Here is a 16,788-nt window from a genome sequence, read left to right on the forward strand (position 1 = left end):
TCACACTCCTCGCTTGTCTTGGCAATGATGCCCTTTAAACCCCTTTGACCTGCTATTTCCTATCATCGGGTGGCATGAGATGGGTTGGCGTGGACGGGTGGTCCGTCGAAGCGATCAGGCTGGACGGCAGGCAGGTGCTCCGGGTCCGGCACCGTGGCTACCACGTCGCCTACTGCACGTCGGTCGGCGAGGTGTCCGCGCTGGTGGACCTGGCGAGTCTGGTCGAGTTCGCGGAGCTGGGAACCCTCGATCGTCACTCGGTGTAAATACCTATTGACTGTGTAGGAAATTTGGGTGACGGTAAGGAGGTCCGAACACCGTCAGAAATGGAGAGGCCTTGAGCGTCACCGACGAGTTACTCGCCAACACCCACGGCTACGCCACCGGGTTCGACAAGGGACACCTTCCCATGCCGCCTGCCAAGCGCCTCGCCGTCCTGGCCTGTATGGACGCCCGGCTCAACGTCTACGGCCTGCTGGGCCTGACCGAGGGCGACGCCCACGTCATCCGCAACGCCGGTGGTGTGGTGACCGCCAACGAGCGCCGGAGCCTGGCCATCAGCCAGCGACTGCTCGGCACCCGGGAGATCATCCTGATCCACCACACCGACTGCGGGATGCTCACCTTCACCGACGACGTCTTCAAGGAGGCGATCAGGGCCGAGGTCGGCATCAAGCCCGACTGGTCCGCCGAGGCCTTCGACGACCTCGAAGAGGACGTCATCCAGTCCGCGGCCAGGATCAGGGCCGACCCGTTCATCCCGCACACCGACGCGATACGCGGTTTCATCTACGAGGTCGAGACCGGCCGTCTGCGCGAGGTCAAGACCTGACCGGTCCACCCCGCACGCACGGATGAACACGCACGGACAAGACTGTGGCAGGACGGGCCGGTTCCGCGCCGAGCCCGTCCTGCCGGTCTGGAACGGCGGAGTCAGAACGGCGGGTAGACGAACGACTCGCCGCCACCGCGCGGACCGCCACTGATGAGGGCGATCGCCCTGGTGGAGTCGTACACGGAGCCGCCGCTGTCACCGGGGCCGGCCTGGACCGTGGTCTGCGCGAGACCGTAGACGGGCCCGTCGCCGTAGTTGACCGTCACGTCGAGCGCGGTGACCACACCGCAGGTGGTGCCCGTCGTGGCGCCGGTCTTGCAGAGCCGCTGGTTGAGCGACGGCCGCCCCAGGGAGTTGATCGGCTGGATGCTGCCGTCCGACCTGCGGACGGCGGACGCCAGTTGCCAGTCGGCCTCCGGAGTGATCTCCGACACGTCGCCGCCCGGATAGTTGTAGGCGGTGATGTCGCCGAAGCGGCGGCCGTCGAGGTTCCAGGAGACCGACAGCTTGCGGCAGTGCCCGGCCGTGAGGGTGCGCATCCGCCCGCCGCGGTCGACGTTGAAGCCGGTGGAGCAGTAGACGTCGCCTGCCGTGATCTGCTGACCTCCGTAGACCGTCGGGGCCGCCCTGGTGGCCGTGCCCGGCTTCGTCGTGCCCGGCTTCGTCGTGCCCTTCGTCGTGCCGACGAAGGGGGTGACCGGCGCGGCGATCATGCGGGTGACGGTGAGCCCGGGGCGGCCGGCCTCCAGAAAGGAGGTGGTCGCGAGGTCCGCGCCGCCCCTGAGCACCGCGACGTGCACCTTGCGCGCCGCGGTGTCGATGTACCAGTACTGCGCCTTCCCGGCCTTGCCCTGCTCGGCGAGGCGGTCGAGCCGCTGTTTCAACGCCTCCAGTTCGGGAGCGGTGCCGGTGGCGGCGGCGGCGGAGGCCGGCGGGACGCCGAGCCCGCCGACGATGATCGTGACGGCGATCGCGAGGATGCCGGCCGCCAGTCGGCGTGAGGGATGCCACTGTCGCACGGGGGTCTCCTTCTGCAGCTAAAGCGTTCAGCAACAGAACGTAATCTGTCCATTACTCAAAGTCGCCAAACGTTCGGCGCGAAGGACTGCGTCGTCCGAATGGCCGAGGCCGGACGGCGACGATCGGTCCGGCGGACGATCTGGAGGGATACCGCCGGATGCGACGCTCGACCACATGATGAAGAAGATCACGGCCGTGGCCGCCGCGCTCGCCGCGGCGGGAGCCCTGACGTCGTGCGGGATCGACCTTGCGGCCGAGGAGCGGCACGACAGCCGCGACTTCGCCTTCTCGGGCGACCAGCTGACCATCAGGCCCGGCGTTCAGGTGCACGTCGTGGCCGGGAGCGGCCCGGGGCTGAAGGTGGAGCGATGGCTGCGCGGCAAGGCGGCGCAGGACGGCAACGCCACCTGGTCGCTGCGCGAAGGGAGGCTCGTCCTCACGGCCGACTGCAACATGATCATCGGGGACTGCGGCGCCCGCTACCTCGTCAGGGTGCCGGGCACGCCGAATGTGATCGTGGAGGGCGGCCAGGATGACGTCCGGCTCACCGGCCTGGCCGGAAACCTCGTGATCGCCACGCGGAGCGGGAACATCCGCGTCGAGAAGCCCGCCGGCGACGTACGGCTGCGCAGCACGGACGGTTCCCTGGTGCTGACCGGCGGCCGGTCCGCGTCCGTGACGGCGCGGTCCGGCTCCGGCGACGTCGATCTGTTCTTCGTCGCGCCGCCGTCCAAGGTGCGCGCCCTGTCCGCGCACGGCCGGGTGACCGCCCTGCTGCCCGAGGTCAAGGGTTCCTACCGGATCGACGCGTCCACCCGGCACGGCACGCGCGACTCAGAGGTACGGCACGCTCCAGGCAGCAAGCGGACCATCGTCATCAGAAGCGACAACGACGACGTCCGCCTCCGAACGACCGAGCCCGCCGGACACTGACGTAAACAACGGTTCAGGTCGCACTAAACTGGCCGTCATGCCGTCCGAAGCCCTCACCAAGGAACTCACCATCGGCGAACTGTCGGACCGCAGCGGCGTCCCCGCGTCGGCGCTGCGCTTCTACGAGCGGGAGGGGCTCATCGACAGCCGGCGCACCGCCGGAAACCAGCGCCGCTACCACCGTTCCACGCTTCGCCGGGTCGCGTTCATCCGGGCCTCCCAGAGCGTCGGCATGCCGCTGTCGGTGATCGCGGGAGTGCTGGGCTTCCTGCCGGAGGGCACCCCGCCCACCCGGGAGTTCTGGATGCGGGCGTCGGAGTGCTGGAGCACGGAGATCAACGCCCGCATCGAGAAGATGGAGCGGATGCGCGACCGTTTCACCGAGTGCATCGGCTGCGGCTGCCTGTCGTTCGAGCAGTGCGCGCTGATCAATCCCGCCGACTCCCTCGGCAAGCAGGGGCCCGGTCCCAGAAGGCTGCTCGACTCCTGATCCACCCGATCATGGCCGAAGGTTATCGGCCGTGTTCGGCGATGCGCCTGGAGATGGCCGCCATCAACCGGAAAGATCGCACATAGCCCCCCTGCCACAACTACGTGGAGGAGGCCATCGATGGAACATCCGGCATTCGCCCGCAGGATCGTCACCGCCCGGGAGACCGGCCGCGTCCCCGGGTTGATCGTGACCGGTGGCGACCGGAACGACCGCGACCTGGTCGCCGCCGCGTACGCCACCTCGCTCGTCACCGCCGGCCTGGTCGACGAGAGCGTCGTCTACTGCGCGGCGGAGAGCCGGCTCGGCAACCCCGGACGGCTCGCCGACGAGGGGGCCAGGCCGTACCAGAACGACCTGCTCATCGTCACCGAGGTCGGTGCGCGGGCGGCGCTGGGTCTGCCGGAGCCGCCGCACGGGGACCCGGAGACCTTCGGCTACGCGTCGCTGCAACTCGACCGGCTGATGTGCCGGCGCCACCACCACCGGCGGCCCGTCGTCCTCACCTCGCCCCTCGCGCCCGGCAACCGTGAGGCCGCCGCCGGGCCACTCGCCCACGGCCACGGCACCGGGGTGATCATGGTGAGCGGGCCGAACCTGGGCCTGCTCACCACGCTGGACGAGCGGGCCCAGGCGGGCTGGACGCTGCCGAGCGGGCTCGGGTTCGATCCCGACTCGCACATCGTCTCCGCGGTCGCCCCGCCGACCATGCAGGAGTATCTCGGCGGGCGGATCTGGTGGCGGCTCTACAAGAACGCCTACGGCGCCGCCGTGGACGCCCGCGCCCTCGCCCGCCAGCTCGGCCTGTCCTGAACGCCGCTAGGCGATCTTCGCCGGGGGCAGCCGGGGCACCGCGGCGACCAGCGCCCGGGTGTAGGGATGGCGGGGCAGCAGGAAGACGTCGTCGACGTTCCCCTCCTCCACGGCACGCCCGTCCTTCATGACCAGGACACGGTCGCTGAGATGGTGGACGACGCCCAGGTCGTGGGAGATGAACAGCAGGGCGGTGCCGCCCCCGGAGACGATTCCGGCCAGCAGGTCGAGCACCTGTGCGTCAGCTTCTCGGCCGTAAGGACCGAGCTTGCAGTTCCTCGCCGTCGATGGCTTCGACGGTCTGGTCCGCGTCAGGCAGCGTGACTCACTGCCCAGCCCACCACACCGCGTGCGGCGATGTTGCGGGCTGCGTTGACGTCGGCGTGCTCAGCGAAGCCGCACGACGTACAGGCGAAGGTTTCCTGGTCAGGTCGGTTCTTCTTATCCACATGCCCGCAGAGCGAGCATTGCTGGCTGGTGTAGGCCGGGTCGACGTAGACCAGCGCGATCCCGGCCCGGCGGGACTTGTAGGCGATGAAGCTCCCCAGTTGGTGGAAGCTCCATGAGTGCAGCGTGACCCGCTGGGGCTTGCGAAGCCGTACCCGGTCGCGGATTCCTTGGAGGTCTTCCAGGGCGATCCCGCGTCCGGTGCGTTCTGCCTCGGTCACGATTGCTTTGGCGATCACATGGTTGGTGTCGGCGGCGAAGCGGGCTTCGGTCCGGCGGCGTTTCTTCAGCAGCCGTCTGGCGGATTTGGTGTTCTTGGCCTGCAGCCGGCGGCGTAGTTCCCGGTTGCGGTGCCGGACCGCGTTCAGGCCCCGGCCCGTGTGCCGGGTTCCCTCACCGGTGGCGGTGGCGGTGGTGGCGATGTTGGCGATGCCCAGATCCACGCCGAGGAATCCATCCGGGTCGGCGACCGGGACGTCGGGTAGGTCGCAGGTGGCGATCAGGAACCACCGGCCGTCTCGCACGAGTAGATCCGACTCGCCCCGGCGATGGGCGCTCAGCATCGCGAGTTGCCGGTCGGAGCAGGTGAACGCGACGCCGCGCAGCCGCCCGGCGGTGGTCCAGATCGATACCGTGCCCGCTTGTAGTTGCCAGGACAGGCAGCGGTCGTCGTAGGGCTGGGCGGCATGCGGGCGGAAGGTGATCGGTTTGCTCATCGCGCGGATCCGGCGTGGCGAGGTCGGCGGTCCCAGGTTTCCAGCCCGCAGATTCGCCTTCAGCGTGGTGCAGGCGTCGGCGACTTTCTTGATCACATGCTGGGCGGCCTGAGCACCCAGGCCCCCCGCCTTCAACGCGGAGTAGGTGTGCTTGCGTAGGTCGTATTCGCGGATGATTCCGGTGGTGAACGCGGTCCGCGCGACGAGGTCGGCCGCTTGGTTGCATTCGCGCAGGGTCGCCTCGAGTGCCGCCGCCTGCTCAGGCGTTGGCAGGAGCTTCACCTGCACCACCAGTTTCACAGTCGAACACTTTATCATTCAGTCCATGTCACCACAGGAGGAACCGTACGCCGATGCTAGAAAGGGGCCAAGCGTCGTTTGCGCGCTTCATGCGCATTTGGTCTGCATCCCGAAATATCGGCGCGAGGTGTTCACCGATGAGATCCTGCGCCGCTGCGCAGACATCATGATCGAGGTATGCGACAACTTCGGCGACGTCGTGGTCGAATTCAACGGCGAGCACGATCATGTGCACCTACTGGTCCACTATCCGCCCAAAGTCGCCCTGTCGGTCCTGGTCAACTCCCTCAAGGGCGTCTCGGCCCGACTCGCGTCGGAGCTGGCCGACGCCTCGCGGAGCGTGACCGCCCCCGTGCCGCAGGCGCTCAACGCCAGCACGGCGGCGAGCACGACGGGGAGCATCCTCGCGACCGGCCTCACGGCTTCACCGCCGCCCGCTCCGCGTCCCGCCGCCAGGCCCCGGCCAGCAGCTCGTAGGAGCGCACCCGGTCGTCGTGCCCGTGGGTGATCGTGGTGATCAGCAACTCGTCGGCCCCGGTGACCCGTTGCAGCACCCGGAGCCGCTCCGCGACGGTCTCCGGAGAGCCGACGAAGCGGGTGTCGATCCGGTCCGCGACCAGCGCCCGGTCCTCCTCGGTCCACGCGTGGGCGTCCGCCTCCGCCTCCGACGGGTAGGGCATCGCCCCCGCGCCGGTGCGGATGCTGCGCACCCACAGCCCGTACGGCTTGGCCAGGTCGGCGGCGGCGTCGTCGTCGGCCGCCACGACCACGTCCGCGGACACGATGACGTACGGCGCGGCCAGCGTCGCCGACGGCTTGAACGCCTTGCGGTACGCCTGCACCGCCTCCAGCACCGTGGCCGGGCTGACGTGGTAGTTCGCCGCGAACGGCAGCCCGCGTTCCGCCGCCACCTGAGCGCTCTGCCCGCCGCTGCTGCCCAGGATCCACAACTCCAGGTCGGCGCCCTCCCCCGGTACGGCGTGCGCGGCGATCCCGTCGGCCGACCGGTAGGTCCCCCCGATGAGGGCGGCGATCGCGTCGACCTGGTCGGCGAAGTCGGGCGTCTGGGCGCCGGGCTGCTGCAGCAGCGACGCGTAGAGGGCGAACAGCGGCGAGCCGGCGATCGCGGCGAAGGAGAAGGGGGCGGGGATGAGCAGGCCGTCGACCGTGTGGGCCGGCTGGGGTTCGGGGGCGGGCTCGCGCAGCAGTTCCGTCCTGCGCTGCCCCGAACGGCCGAGGCCGAGGTCGATCCTGCCGGGGTGCAGCGCGTCGATGAGGCCGAACTGCTCCACGACGGCCAGCGGCGTCTGATGTCCCAGCTGCACGGCTCCCGAGCCGACCCTGATCGTGCTGGTGGCCTGCGCGACGAGGGCGATCAGCAGCGCCGGGGCCGAGCTCGCCACGCCGGGGGCGAAGTGGTGTTCGGCGAGCCAGTACCGGTGGTAGCCGAGCTCCTCCGCCCGCCGGGCGAGATCGATGGTGTTGCGCAGCGCGTCTCCCGTGCCGCTGCCGGACGAGATGGGGGCGAGGTCGAGGATGGCGAGCGGCACGGTCACTGGGGCACCGTCCTTCTGGTGGGCGTCGTCATGGTGCTCACTGCCGGGACTCGGCTGCCGCCGGGATGACGGTCCTGTGTCATGACTCCTCCTCCGGCGGCGCGCCGCCACCGGCTCCGGGGAACGGTCTGCTGGGGATCTCCTTGCGCAGCACGGGTGCGATGTCGCTCTGGAACAGTTCCAGCGTGGCGCGGTGCCGCTCGTCGGTCAGGCCGTCGGCGTCGGCGTGCAGGTGCATCACCTCGTGGCCGAACCGCTCGTGGTAGCGGTGCACCTTGTCGATGATCTGCTGTGGGCTGCCGACGAGGATCGAGCCGCGTTCGATCGCGTCCTCGAGGGTGTGGAACACCGGGTCGATGCCGGCCTTCCTGAAGAAGGCGAGGCGGGCGTCGAAGATCGGCCGGTAGGTCGTGATCGCCTCCTGGGAGGTCTTCGCGCCGTAGTATCCGGCGCTGCCCGCCCCGACCAGCGCGTCGGCGGGGTCGTGCCCGTGGTGCGCCCAGCGTTCCCGGTAGTGGGCGATCAGTTCGGCGTAGGGTTCGATCGGGTTGGTGACGTTGGCGGAGAACAACGGGTCGCCGTACTTGGCGGCGAGTTCGACCGACTCGGTGCTGGTGGCGCTGCCGTGCCAGACCCGGATCGGCTGCTGGAGGGGGCGCGGCAGGGTCTCCGCGCCGGTCAGGGACGGCCGGTAGCGGCCCGTCCAGGTGACCTTGTCCGCCCGCCAGAGCTTGCGGAACAGCTCGTAGCCTTCGCGGTTGCGCTCCCACTGGTCCTCGCCCGTCACGTGGAAGAGCTGGGCCTGCGCGGCCCCGTTGCCCTTGCCGATGATGAGTTCGAGGCGTCCGCCGGAGAGGTGGTCCAGGGTCGCGTAGTCCTCGAAGGCGCGTACCGGGTCCAGCAGGCTGAGTGTGGTGACGGCGGTGAAGAGGCGGATCCGGGAGGTCAGCGCGGCGATGTGGCTGAGCACGACCGGCGGCGAGGAGGAGATGAACGGGCGCTCGTGCCGCTCCCCCACGCCGAAGCCGTCGAAGCCGAGTTCCTCGGCGAGGACGGCGTTGTCCAGCACCTCGCGGAAGCGGGCCGTGGTGGACTTCGTCTCCCCGGTGATCGGATGGGGTCCGTGCACGATGAGCGTGATGGCCAGGAACTTCACGAGGTGCTCGCTCGTCGGTGGCGGCCGGCCGGGCGGGGCAGTCCGAGCAGACCGCGCAGCGTGTCCGCCTCGTACGCGTCCCGGAACACGCCGCGTCTGCGTAACGCCGAGGTCAGGCCCCGGGTGATGCCCTTGAGGTCGTGCGGCACCACCCCGGGCCGCAGCCGGTACCCCTGGATCCCGGTTTGCGCCCAGTCCAGGAGCAGGTCGGCGAGATCCTCGGCGGTTCCGGCGAACACCGCCGCGTCCGAGGCGAACTCCGCGCCGTCGAGCTCGTCGAGTCGCGTTCTGCGTTCCACGGCGCGGCCCGTGTCGCCGTCCAGGAAGACGACCAGGTCGGCGAAGATCTTCAGCGGCTCGCCCGCCCTGGGGAGGCTCCGCAGCTCAGCGACCACGGATCGCGCCTGCTCGCGGTCGTGCGGTGTCACGTAGACCACGTCCGCGCTCCCGGCGGCGAACTCTTGCGCCGGGCGCGCGTGGGCGAGCGCGGTGACGACCGGCTGTCCCTGCGGCGGGCGGGGGGTGATCGACGGCCCTTTGACCGAGAACCGGCTCCCGGTGAAGTCGATGTAGTGCAGCCGGTCCCTGTCGACGAACCGTCCGGTGGCCACGTCGCGGATCTCCGCGTCGTCCTCCCAGCTGTCCCAGAGCCGCCGGGCCACCTCCACCGCGTCGGCCGCCTCCGCCAGCAGGCCCGCGATATGGCCTTGGTGCTCGCCGATCGTCTCCGGCGTGACCTCGGGGAAGGTTCTACGGCCGAAGTGGGCGGCGTCGCTCGCGCGGGCGGACACCTGCGCGCGCCACCCGGCCCGCCCTCCGCTCACGTGGTCGAGGGTGGCGATGCCGATCGCCACGTGGAACGGCTCGGTGTGCGTGGTCGTGGCCGTCGGCACCAGCCCGATCGCGCTGGTCAGCGGTGCGAGACGGGCCGCCAGGAGCACCGCGTCGAACCTGCCCCTGACCAGGTCGAGACGTCCGTCGGGGCCGTCGGGCCGGGAGGACTGCAGGCCGAGGGCATCCTCGATGGTGACGAAGTCGATCAGGCCGCGCTCGGCCTCGCCGACCAGCTTGGCCCAGTAGCCGGCGGTGAACAGTTCTCTGGGCCTGGCCACCGGGTCGCGCCAGGCCGCCGGGTGCCATCCGGCCGCGTCGAGGGCCACCGCGAGGTGGAGGGGCGCCCCGGTCATGCCGCCGCCCCCGGTACGGCGAGGCCGAGATGGTCGCGGAGCGTCGTGCCCGTGTACTCGGCGCGGAACACACCACGTTCCTGCAGGATCGGCACCACCCGGTCCACGAAGTCGTCGAGCCCGCCCGGCGTGAGATGCGGCACCAGGATGAACCCGTCGGCGGCCGCCGCCTGGACGAACGCGTCGATCCGCCCGGCCACGGTCTCCGGCGTGCCGACGAACGACTGGCGGCCGGTGACCTCGATGACCAGCTCGCGGATGGACAGCCGCCGCTCCTCCGCCAGCGCCCGCCATTTCGCCGCGATCGCCAGCCGGTCGTCCAGCCGCACCCGCCCCTGGGAGACCTCGCCGTCGGTGTCCGGTTCGATGTCGGGCAGCGGCCCCTCCGGGTCGTATGCCGACATGTCCCGCCCCCAGACCTGCTCCAGGTAGGCGATCGCCGTCTGCGGGCTCACCTGGTGGCGGCGGATCTCGGCGGCGTTCTCCGCCGCCTCCTCCTCGGTGTCCCCGAGCGCGAACGTCGCGGCGGGCATGATCTTCAGGTCGTCCGGCTCGCGCCCGTGCCGGGCCAGCCTGCCCTTGACGTCGGCGTAGAAGGCCCGGCCCTCGTCCAGGGTGCCGTGTCTGCTGAAGACGACGTCGGCGGTCGCGGCGGCGAACTCCCGTCCCTCGTCGGAGTCGCCCGCCTGGATGATCACCGGGTGGCCCTGTGGGGAGCGCGGAAGGGTGAACTGGCCCGCGATGGTGAAATGTCGCCCTTGGTGGTCGATCGTGCCGATGCCGTCCGGCCGTACGAACACGCCGGGCTCCGGGTTGGCGGCGATCGCGTCGGGCTGCCAGGAGTCCCACAGCTCGCGTGCGAGCCGTACGAACTCGGCGGCCCGGGTGTAGCGGTCGGCGCGGTCGAGGTAGCCGCCGCGCCGGAAGTTCTCACCCGTGAAGGCGTCGGAGGTGGTCACCACGTTCCAGGCGGCCCTGCCGTCGCTCAGATGGTCCACCGTGGCCAGGCGTCTGGCCAGCTCGTACGGCTCGTTGAAGGTGGCGTTGACCGTACCGGCCAGGCCCAGCCGCTCGGTGACCGCCGCCAGCGCGGCCAGCACGGTGAGCGCCTCCGGGCGGCCGACCACGTCCAGGTCGTGGATGCGCCCCTTCAGCTCGCGCAGCCGCAGCCCTTCGGCCAGGAAGAAGAAGTCGAACTTGCCGCGCTCCGCCGTCCGCGCCAGGTGCTGGAAGGACGCGAAGTCGATCTGGCTGCCCGACCTCGGGTCCGTCCAGACGGTGGTGTTGTTCACTCCGGGGAAGTGCGCGGCGAGGTGAATCCTGCGTGGCACGTGCCCCGGCCGGCCGGGCGGCGGGTCGGTGGAAGCGATCACGGTGTCCCCTTCCTTCTATTCCTAGTTAAACAGTAGGAAAACTAGGTTTCTGTGTCAACGGCAGCCCGGCAGGTGAAGTTACCTATAGATTTGGTAGGAAATTAAGGTATTATGCTGGTGGAACTGGGAGGACGAGCATGCCAATGCCGAACTTCTTGGTGATCGGCGTCCCCAAGGCGGGGACGACAGCCGTGCACGCCGCGTTGCGGCGGCACCCGGGGCTCTACCTGTCCCCGGTGAAGGAACCGAAGTTCTTCCTCACGGACGGCCCCCCGCCGACACGGGGCGGGCCCGGGGACAGCCAGAGCTACCGCGAACACGTCTGGCGGCGCGACAGGTACGAAGCCCTGTTCGCCGCCGCCCCGCCGGGTGTCCCGCGCGGCGAATCAACCCCTTTCTACCTGTACGACCGTGCCGCGCAGCGACGCATCCGCGCGGCCGTCCCCCGGGTCAAGCTGATCGTGGTGCTGCGCGACCCGATCGAGCGGGCCCACTCCAACTGGACCCACCTGTGGTCGGCCGGCCTGGAGCCGATCGGCGACGTGGTGCGCGCGTGCGCCGAGGAGGAGCGGCGGATCGCCGCCGGCTGGGCGCCCTTCTGGCACTACACGGCCCTCGGCAGGTACGGCGAGCAACTGGAGCACCTGTTCCGGCTGTTCCCCAGGGAGCAGGTGCTCATCTTCCGGTACCGCGACCTGGTGGACCGGCCCGCGCGGACGCTGGACCGGATCTGCGCCTTTCTCGGCGTCGAGCAGGGCGTCCTCACCGAGGTCCCCAGGGAGAACGTGACCGCGCACCCCGAGGCCGGCCACGGCCACCAGTTGCTGTCGGCGACGCTGCGCGCCGGGGCGCGGGTCGGCGGCTACCTGGGGCCGCTGGGCACGGTGCTCACCCAGCCGCTGGAAGGGCTGCTCCAACGGCGAGGGCATCCGAGACGACCGCTCACCTGGGAGCAGCGGCAGTCGCTCCTCCCCCGTTTCGCCGCCGACATCGCCCTGCTGCAGCAGGTCACCGGCGACGACTTCAGCGACTGGCTCGGCCCCAAGGCCCGCTCGGGAGGGCTGGTCGGCGCGCGCCCCGACGGCCAGCGGCAGGCCCGCAACGGCCGCGCCGGCCTCCCGTGATCGGCGGCAGGCCCGGTTCGGCCCCGCGCGACCAGCGCCACTCGGCACGGTCGCGTCCAGGCACGGCAGGACCGCGCGCACCAACACGGATCAGCGCGGGCCAGCGCGGCTCGGCACAGGTCAGCACGGGCCAGCGCGGCTCGGCACAGGCGAGTACGGATCAGCACGGATCAGCGCAGGTCAGCACGGATCAGCGCCGCTCGGCGCAGGTGAGCACGGATCAGCGCAGTTCGGCGTGGGTCAGCGCAGTTCGGTGCGGAGCTCGTGCGCGCCGTCGTCCCTGGTGTACTCGTAGTAGAGCCGGACGCGGTCCGCCGGCAGCTCCACGATGTCGAGATAGCGCAGGCCGCCGCCGCGATGGGGCGACACGGCGGCAGGCGCGGCGCCCAGCGGCGCCAGCTCGGCCGGATCGGAGCCGGCTGCCACACCCGTCCGCTCCTCGTAGTTCTCCGCCGCGCTGGCCCGCCCGTCGTAGAAGGCCAGCACCTGCTCGCCGACGAACCGCACCGCCGTGACGCGGGCGCCCCGGCCGTCCCACCCGCCGGGACGGCCGCTCAGCGCGGTCCCGTGCCAGGTCCACTTCAGCCCGTCGGCGCTGGTCGCGTAGTCGGTGACCATCTGGTCCGCCTCGTCGGGCCGGGCCAGGGGGTGGCACGACGCCCACAGGTGCCACACGCCGCCCCGCCGCAGGATGACCGGGTCCTTCACGCCCGTCTTCGGGTCGCCGGGGAGCACGGTCCTGCGCAGCCGCGGATCGAAGGTCGCGGGGTCGTCGGCCTCCAACACCTCCACCCGCCAGTGCTTGGTGCCGTGGGTGGCGCAGCTGAGATACAGCCGCCAGCGCCCTTCGGGGGTGCGCACCAGTGCCGGGCGTTCGAGGGACTCCGTGTCCATCTCCTCGCTGGTGATCGTCGCCACGGTCTCGAACACCTCGCCGCAGACGGAACGGGCGACCACGATCGCGTGCCCCCGGCCCTGTCCCAGCGGGCGGCGCAGGCGGTAGGCGAGGTAGATCAGCCCGTCGGCGGCGACCGCGCTGGGCGCGCCGGCCCAGTGGCCGTCTCCCGCGACGGCGGGCGCGACGGCGACCACCGAACGACCGGGGGCCGGGAGCAGCGCGGCGAGCCGGGGATCGTTCTCATCGATCAGCATGGGGTCGAGGCTAGGCGGTGCTTCGGAAGCGCTCACAGACATTCACCATTCGTGGTCGCGGCGTCGGCCTGACTTTGACGTCCGAATTAGCCTACCGAATTGGTAGGTTGGATGGGGAAGGACTAGTCGAGCCGGCCCTCCTCCCGGTGCGGCCAGGGCGAGGCCGCCACGACGGTCCCGTACAGCACATGGTCGGCGAGCAACGCGACCCGTTCGGCGACCCGGTGGTCCTCCTTGCGCGGCAGGCCGAGCACCGGGGCGATGCCGACCTCGAAGACCCCCCAGAACAGCAGCCCGTAGGCCGGTCCCGCCCACGGCCGCCTGCGCAGGGCGCGGGGCAGGGCCCCGAAGAGGGCGCCGCCGGCCGTCCCGTAGAGCCAGTGCACGGCCTCGATCAAAACCGGACGCCGCTCGGGCGGGAAGCGGTGCAGCAGCCCCGGGGTCGCACGTTCCAGGACCGACTCCGGCGGCACCTTCTCGATCACGCCGAGCGCCGCCGACGCCTGGCGCAGACCGGACATGGCCATCGCGCCGATCGCGCCACGGGCCGCGGCGCGCAGGATCGGCCGCGCCGCTCCGCGGCCTCCGGCCGGCCGGGTGCCCCCGGACGACTCGGTGGCCGGGGACGTGACCCGGGTCTGCGTCATGCGCCGCACCTTCTTCGCCGATCCGTCACTCTACGCAACCATTTGATACCAAGGCCAACCGGTCCCAAACCTGCCGCTGACCTGCACGGACTAGATGCGGCGCACACTTACCCGTCGCCTTCGACGGTTGATAAACACAGCATGACGCCTGATTGGCCGATAAGGGGGCCTGCGCCATGAGTGCAGCCGAGACGAAGACCGCGCTGGACGAGGTTCACATCTTGTGGACCTCCGAGGGGATGAGCTGCGACGGGGACACCGTCTCGGTGACGGCCGCCACGCTGCCGAGCATCGAGGACGTCGTCCTCGGCCTCGTCCCCGGCCTGCCCAAGGTGCACCTGCACAACAAGGTGCTGGCCATGGAGGTGGGCGCGAACTTCATGGCCGCCTTCCACCAGGCCGCGGAGGACACGCTGGGGCCGTTCATCCTGGTGATGGAGGGCTCGATCCCGAACGAGCGGATCAACGGGGAGGGCTTCTGGACGTCGATGGGCAACGACCCGGTGACCGGCGAGCCCATCACCGTCAACCAGTGGATCGACCGGCTCGCGCCCAAGGCGTGGGCGGTGGTCGCGGCCGGGACCTGCGCGACGTACGGCGGCATCCACGCGATGGCCGGCAACCCGACGGGATGCATGGGCCTCTCCGACTACCTCGGCCACGACTTCCGCTCGGCGGGCGGCCTGCCCATCGTCAACGTGCCCGGGTGCCCCGTGCAGCCCGACAACTTCATGGAGACGCTGACCTGGCTGCTCTACCAGGCCGCCGGGCTCGCCCCGATGATCCCGCTCGACGATCAGCTCCGCCCGACGTGGCTGTTCGGCAAGACGGTGCACGAGGGATGCGACCGAGCCGGCTACTACGAGCAGGGTGATTTCGCGAAGGACTACAACTCCCCCAAATGCCAGGTGCGGATCGGCTGCTGGGGACCGGTGGTCAACTGCAACGTGACCAAGCGCGGCTGGATGGACGGCGTCGGCGGCTGCCCCAACGTGGGCGGGATCTGCATCGGCTGCACGATGCCCGGCTTCCCCGACAAGTTCATGCCGTTCATGGACCAGCCGCCCGGCGGCACGGTGTCCTCGGCGATGTCCACGGCGTACGGATCGCTGATCCGCAAGCTACGCGGGATCACCAACAAGACCGTGAACAAGGAACCGAAGTGGCGGCACAACCGCCCCGAGCTGACCAGCGGATACGACCCCCGCTGGGGCCAGGGATAGCAGGGGGAAGGTCGAAGTGGCAATCCGCACGCAACAGGCGCAGGAGTCCCGCGAGCTCGTCGAGATGTCCTGGGACCCGATCACGAGAATCATCGGCAACCTGGGCATCTACACCAAGATCGACTTCAAGAACAACGAGGTCGTCGAGTGTAAGAGCACATCATCGCTGTTCCGGGGCTACAGCGTGTTCATGCGCGGCAAGGATCCCCGGGACTCGCACTTCATCACCAGCCGGATCTGCGGCATCTGCGGCGACAACCACGCGACCTGCTCCGTCTACGCGCAGAACATGGCCTACGGCATCAAGTCGCCGCCGCTGGCCGAATGGATCATCAATCTCGGCGAGGCCGCCGAGTACATTTTCGACCACACGCTCTTCCAGGACAACCTGGTGTTCGTCGACTACTGCGAGCAGATGGTCAAGGAGACCAACCCCGGCATGCTGCGCCGGGCGGAGACGACCGAGGCGCCCAGGGGGAGCATCCACGGGCTGCGGACCATCGCCGACATCATGCGGGCCTTCAACCCGTTCACCGGCTCGATGTACCGCGAGGCCCTCCAGATGAGCAGGCTCACCCGGGAGATGTTCTGCCTGATGGAGGGGCGGCACGTGCATCCCTCGACGCTGTATCCCGGCGGGGTGGGCACGGTCGCGACGCCGCAGTTGTTCACCGACTACCTGGTCCGGCTGCTGAAGGTGCTCGACTTCGTCAAGAAGGCCGTCCCGATGAACGACGACCTCTTCGACTTCTTCTACGAGGCGCTGCCCGGCTACGAGGAGGTCGGCCGGCGACGGGTCATGCTGGGCTGCTGGGGATCCTTCCAGGATCCCGACGGGGTCGACTACGACTACCGGAACATGGGCGAGTGGGGCCGGCGGATGTACGTGACGCCCGGCATCGTCCTGGACGGCGAGCTGCGGACGACGAGCCTGGTCGACATCAACGTCGGGCTGCGGATCCTGCTGGGCAGCTCCTACTACGACGACTGGCAGCAGGAGGAGACCTTCGTCACGCACGACCCGCTGGGCAACCCGATCGACCAGCGGCACCCCTGGAACCAGACGACGCTGCCGAGGCCGCAGAAACGCGACCTCGCGGACGGCAACTACAGCTGGGTGATGAGCCCGCGCTGGTACGACTCCGCCACCGACGACCACCTCGCGCTGGACACCGGCGGCGGGCCCCTCGCCCGGCTGTGGACGACCGCGCTCGCCGGGATCGTCGACACCGGAGCGGTGAAGGCGACCGGCCACAGCGTGCAGATCAACCTGCCCAAGAGCGCGGCCTTCCCGGAGATGCAGTTCGAGTGGAAGATCCCGCAGTGGTCGAACACCATCGAGCGGAACCGCGCCCGCGCCTACTTCATCGCCTACTCCGCCGCGATGGCGGTCTACTTCGTGGAGAAGGCGATGGCGGAGGTCAGGGCCGGGCGCACGAAGGTCTTCACCGACTTCGAGGTGCCCGAGGAGGCGATCGGCTGCGGCTTCCACGAGGCGGTGCGCGGCGTGCTGTCCCACCACATGGTGATCCGCGAGGGGAAGATCGCGAACTACCACCCGTATCCGCCCACCCCGTGGAACGCCAGCCCGCGCGACATCTACGGCACCCCCGGCCCGTATGAGGACGCCGTGCAGGGGACGCACATCTTCGAGGAGAACGGCCCCGCGAACTTCAAGGGCATCGACATCATGCGGACGGTCCGCAGTTTCGACCCCTGCCTGCCCTGTGGCGTGCACATGTACCTCGGCGACGGCAAGGTCCTCAAGCAGGTGCACTCCCCCACGCTGGGCACGAGCGTCTCCGGCCAGGTGTGA

Annotated in this window: 18 protein-coding genes; 9 read left to right on the forward strand and 9 right to left on the reverse strand. The window is 70.0% G+C overall.

Features of this window, described 5'->3' with window-relative positions; translation table 11 throughout:
• The first annotated feature begins 74 nt into the window (after positions 1-74).
• Positions 75-266, forward strand: coding sequence for a transposase (locus MBA17_RS35800; RefSeq protein ID WP_238501896.1), 192 nt, complete (start codon positions 75-77; stop codon positions 264-266).
• 71 nt (positions 267-337) lie between these two features.
• The gene (locus MBA17_RS35805) at positions 338-832 is read left to right on the forward strand and encodes a beta-class carbonic anhydrase (RefSeq protein ID WP_238501898.1); all 495 of its coding nucleotides are present in this window, start codon (positions 338-340) and stop codon (positions 830-832) included.
• A 101-nt stretch (positions 833-933) separates the two neighbouring features.
• Here the strand turns inward: MBA17_RS35805 and MBA17_RS35810 are convergent, their stop codons facing one another.
• The gene (locus MBA17_RS35810; protein ID WP_238501899.1) at positions 934-1,854 is read right to left on the reverse strand and encodes a S1 family peptidase; all 921 of its coding nucleotides are present in this window, start codon (positions 1,852-1,854) and stop codon (positions 934-936) included.
• A gap of 175 nt (positions 1,855-2,029) precedes the next feature.
• Between MBA17_RS35810 and MBA17_RS35815 the strand changes: the two genes are divergently transcribed.
• The 3 genes from MBA17_RS35815 (at position 2,030) to MBA17_RS35825 (ending at position 4,091) form a co-directional block, all read left to right on the forward strand.
• A complete protein-coding gene (locus MBA17_RS35815) occupies positions 2,030-2,788 on the forward strand; it encodes a DUF4097 family beta strand repeat-containing protein (protein ID WP_238501900.1) in 759 nt (252 codons plus the stop codon).
• 37 nt (positions 2,789-2,825) lie between these two features.
• Positions 2,826-3,278, forward strand: a complete 453-nt coding sequence (soxR, locus tag MBA17_RS35820) for a redox-sensitive transcriptional activator SoxR (RefSeq protein WP_238501901.1) — start codon at positions 2,826-2,828, stop codon at positions 3,276-3,278.
• Positions 3,279-3,398: 120 nt separating this feature from the next.
• Positions 3,399-4,091 (forward strand): hypothetical protein, encoded by a 693-nt coding sequence (locus MBA17_RS35825; RefSeq protein WP_238501902.1) that lies wholly within the window; start codon positions 3,399-3,401, stop codon positions 4,089-4,091.
• A 6-nt stretch (positions 4,092-4,097) separates the two neighbouring features.
• On the opposite strand, the gene MBA17_RS35830 is transcribed toward MBA17_RS35825, so the two are convergent.
• Positions 4,098-4,325 (reverse strand): ABC transporter ATP-binding protein, encoded by a 228-nt coding sequence (locus tag MBA17_RS35830; protein ID WP_238501903.1) that lies wholly within the window; start codon positions 4,323-4,325, stop codon positions 4,098-4,100.
• Positions 4,326-4,402: 77 nt separating this feature from the next.
• Entirely contained in the window at positions 4,403-5,536 is a 1,134-nt protein-coding gene (locus tag MBA17_RS35835) for an RNA-guided endonuclease InsQ/TnpB family protein (RefSeq protein WP_455432921.1), read from the reverse strand.
• 43 nt (positions 5,537-5,579) lie between these two features.
• Here MBA17_RS35835 and tnpA point away from each other — a divergent pair, with 43 nt between their 5' ends.
• Positions 5,580-6,062 carry an IS200/IS605 family transposase gene (tnpA, locus tag MBA17_RS35840; protein ID WP_238501905.1) on the forward strand — a complete coding sequence of 161 codons (483 nt, stop codon included), beginning with the start codon at positions 5,580-5,582 and terminating at the stop codon, positions 6,060-6,062.
• Here the strand turns inward: tnpA and MBA17_RS35845 are convergent.
• The 4 genes from MBA17_RS35845 to MBA17_RS35860 form a co-directional block, all read right to left on the reverse strand.
• Entirely contained in the window at positions 5,971-7,110 is a 1,140-nt protein-coding gene (locus MBA17_RS35845) for an LLM class flavin-dependent oxidoreductase (RefSeq protein WP_238501906.1), read from the reverse strand. The two genes, tnpA and MBA17_RS35845, sit on opposite strands and share 92 nt — an antisense overlap.
• 79 nt (positions 7,111-7,189) lie before the next feature.
• Entirely contained in the window at positions 7,190-8,266 is a 1,077-nt protein-coding gene (locus MBA17_RS35850) for an LLM class flavin-dependent oxidoreductase (protein ID WP_238501907.1), read from the reverse strand.
• Entirely contained in the window at positions 8,263-9,453 is a 1,191-nt protein-coding gene (locus tag MBA17_RS35855; RefSeq protein WP_238501908.1) for an LLM class flavin-dependent oxidoreductase, read from the reverse strand. The genes MBA17_RS35850 and MBA17_RS35855 overlap by 4 nt, the downstream gene beginning before the upstream one ends.
• A complete protein-coding gene (locus MBA17_RS35860) occupies positions 9,450-10,826 on the reverse strand; it encodes an NtaA/DmoA family FMN-dependent monooxygenase (RefSeq protein ID WP_238501910.1) in 1,377 nt (458 codons plus the stop codon). Before MBA17_RS35860 ends, MBA17_RS35855 begins: the two co-directional genes overlap by 4 nt.
• Positions 10,827-10,969: 143 nt before the next feature.
• Between MBA17_RS35860 and MBA17_RS35865 the strand changes: the two genes are divergently transcribed.
• A complete protein-coding gene (locus MBA17_RS35865) occupies positions 10,970-11,950 on the forward strand; it encodes a sulfotransferase family protein (RefSeq protein WP_238501911.1) in 981 nt (326 codons plus the stop codon).
• 240 nt (positions 11,951-12,190) lie between these two features.
• Here MBA17_RS35865 and MBA17_RS35870 read toward each other — a convergent pair whose 3' ends face one another.
• Positions 12,191-13,102, reverse strand: coding sequence for a hypothetical protein (locus tag MBA17_RS35870; protein ID WP_238501912.1), 912 nt, complete (start codon positions 13,100-13,102; stop codon positions 12,191-12,193).
• Between the two features lie 122 nt (positions 13,103-13,224).
• On the reverse strand, positions 13,225-13,749 hold the full coding sequence (locus MBA17_RS35875; protein WP_238501913.1) for a DUF1440 domain-containing protein: 525 nt from the start codon (positions 13,747-13,749) through the stop codon (positions 13,225-13,227).
• A gap of 176 nt (positions 13,750-13,925) precedes the next feature.
• On the opposite strand from MBA17_RS35875, the gene MBA17_RS35880 reads away from it, so the two are divergent.
• Both MBA17_RS35880 and MBA17_RS35885 read left to right on the forward strand, forming a co-directional pair.
• Positions 13,926-14,972, forward strand: coding sequence for an NADH-quinone oxidoreductase subunit B family protein (locus MBA17_RS35880; RefSeq protein WP_238501914.1), 1,047 nt, complete (start codon positions 13,926-13,928; stop codon positions 14,970-14,972).
• Positions 14,973-14,988: 16 nt separating this feature from the next.
• The gene (locus MBA17_RS35885) at positions 14,989-16,788 is read left to right on the forward strand and encodes a nickel-dependent hydrogenase large subunit (RefSeq protein WP_238501915.1); all 1,800 of its coding nucleotides are present in this window, start codon (positions 14,989-14,991) and stop codon (positions 16,786-16,788) included.

Origin of the sequence: Dolomitihabitans soli (assembly GCF_022213955.1) — a bacterium.
Taxonomy (GTDB): domain Bacteria; phylum Actinomycetota; class Actinomycetes; order Streptosporangiales; family Streptosporangiaceae; genus Streptosporangium_A; species Streptosporangium_A soli.

Coding starts and splice junctions, on each gene's coding strand:
- tnpA (WP_238501905.1), top strand. CDS start 5,580: ATGTCACCACAGGAGGAACCGTACGCCGATGCTAGAAAGGGGCCAAGC.
- MBA17_RS35815 (WP_238501900.1), top strand. CDS start 2,030: ATGATGAAGAAGATCACGGCCGTGGCCGCCGCGCTCGCCGCGGCGGGA.
- MBA17_RS35875 (WP_238501913.1), bottom strand. CDS start 13,749: ATGACGCAGACCCGGGTCACGTCCCCGGCCACCGAGTCGTCCGGGGGC.
- MBA17_RS35800 (WP_238501896.1), top strand. CDS start 75: ATGAGATGGGTTGGCGTGGACGGGTGGTCCGTCGAAGCGATCAGGCTG.
- soxR (WP_238501901.1), top strand. CDS start 2,826: ATGCCGTCCGAAGCCCTCACCAAGGAACTCACCATCGGCGAACTGTCG.
- MBA17_RS35825 (WP_238501902.1), top strand. CDS start 3,399: ATGGAACATCCGGCATTCGCCCGCAGGATCGTCACCGCCCGGGAGACC.
- MBA17_RS35880 (WP_238501914.1), top strand. CDS start 13,926: ATGAGTGCAGCCGAGACGAAGACCGCGCTGGACGAGGTTCACATCTTG.
- MBA17_RS35855 (WP_238501908.1), bottom strand. CDS start 9,453: ATGACCGGGGCGCCCCTCCACCTCGCGGTGGCCCTCGACGCGGCCGGA.
- MBA17_RS35870 (WP_238501912.1), bottom strand. CDS start 13,102: ATGCTGATCGATGAGAACGATCCCCGGCTCGCCGCGCTGCTCCCGGCC.
- MBA17_RS35865 (WP_238501911.1), top strand. CDS start 10,970: ATGCCGAACTTCTTGGTGATCGGCGTCCCCAAGGCGGGGACGACAGCC.